We start from the raw sequence: 1746 nt of genomic DNA on the forward strand, positions 1-1746 counted from the left end.
CAAAAAATAAGGTTCCCCTTTCGCAGAGGAAAAGGGAACCTCATTGATCTGCTCTGCTCGAGATCAGGATTCTACGGACAGGGAACGTTTAGGTCCGGCGTCTACGATCTCCTCGTTCACATCCTTTTCAAACTTTTTGAAGTTCTCATTGAAAAGGGCGACCAGTTTGTCCTTGACCTGCTCGTATCTTTCCTTGTCTTCCCAGGTGTTTCTGGGGATAAGGACCTCGGAGGGTACATTTGGACAACTCTCGGGGATCATAAATCCAAATTCCTCATCCTTCACAAAGTTTACATGGTCAAAATCTCCATTGTGGATGGCATCGATCATGGCTCTCGTATACTTCAATTTAATCCTTGAACCCACACCGTGTGCGCCGCCTGTCCAGCCTGTGTTAACCAGCCAGGCAGTTGCATGGTGTTTCTTGATCTTTTCGGCCAGCAATTCTGCATATCGGTTGGGATGCCACATCATAAAGGCGGCACCGAAACAAGCGCTGAACGTAGCCTGAGGTTCGGTAATCCCCATCTCGGTACCGGCCACCTTGGCGGTATAGCCCGAAATAAAGTGGTAGCTCGCCTGTTCAGGGGTGAGTTTACTCACCGGAGGCAGCACGCCAAACGCGTCACAGGTAAGGAAAATGATATTTTCCGGATGACCTGCGATACAGGGGATCTGAACATTGTCAATAAAATTGATCGGGTAAGACGCCCTTGTGTTCTGGGTGATAGAGGTATCCGTATAGTCTACCTTACGGGTTTTCTTATCGTAGACCACATTTTCCAGGACGGTGCCGAACCGGATCGCGTTGTAAATGTCAGGTTCATTTTCTTCAGAAAGGTTGATCGCCTTGGCATAACAACCTCCTTCAATATTGAAAGTGCCATCGTCTGTCCAGCAGTGCTCGTCATCCCCTATGAGTTTTCGTTTGGGATCTGCGCTCAGTGTGGTCTTACCCGTACCGGAGAGTCCAAAGAGGATAGACACATCCCCCTCTTCGCCTACGTTGGCAGAACAGTGCATAGGCAATACCTCTTCCAGGGGCATCAGGTAATTCATGATGGAGAATATACCTTTCTTCATCTCCCCGGCATATTGTGTACCCAGGATCACGACCTCTTTGGCTTCCAGGTTCACATCCACGCTGGTCTTGGAGGTCATTTCCGAGGTATAGCGGTTGGCAGGGAAGCCTCCTCCGTTAAAGATCACATAGTCTGGTTCCCCGAACTGTTCGAGTTCAGCAGCTGTCGGCATGATCAGCATGTTCTGCATAAAGAGGGCGTGATAGGCCCTGGTGCATATGATCCTCACTTTTAGCCTGTATTTTGGGTCCCAGCCCGCAAAGGCATCAACGACATAGATGCGCGGCCTGGTATTGAGGTAATCCAGGGCACGCTCCCTGTTCACCATATAGGTGTGCTCATCAAGGCCAATGTTGATGGGTCCCCAGTCAATATTCTTCTCAGAGTCCGGATGCCTGACGACTCTCTTGTCCTTAGGGCTCCTTCCCGTTTTCTCGCCGGAATAGACCAGGAGCGCCCCCACATCGGAGATGGCCGTTCCCTCTTCCAGCCTAAGTCCCAGTTCGTAAAGAACCGGTACGCTGCTGTTCCTGTGTATCTCTTTTACTTCAATTCCGTACTTCGTTAAATCAAATGTTGTCATGAATTATGTTATTTATACTACTGGGTTGAATTTCTACTGCAAAATTTGGAAATTATATGCTCCCAAAAGATGACTTTTATC

1 protein-coding gene is annotated in these 1746 nt (G+C 48.8%); it reads right to left on the reverse strand.

Features of this window, described 5'->3' with window-relative positions; genetic code table 11:
* Nucleotides 1-63: 63 nt before the first annotated feature.
* Entirely contained in the window at nucleotides 64-1665 is a 1602-nt protein-coding gene (gene pckA / locus ABYP73_RS13020; protein ID WP_372974624.1) for a phosphoenolpyruvate carboxykinase (ATP), read from the reverse strand.
* Nucleotides 1666-1746 lie beyond the last annotated feature (81 nt).

It is taken from the genome of Muriicola sp. (assembly GCF_041567615.1).
Taxonomy (GTDB): domain Bacteria; phylum Bacteroidota; class Bacteroidia; order Flavobacteriales; family Flavobacteriaceae; genus Muriicola.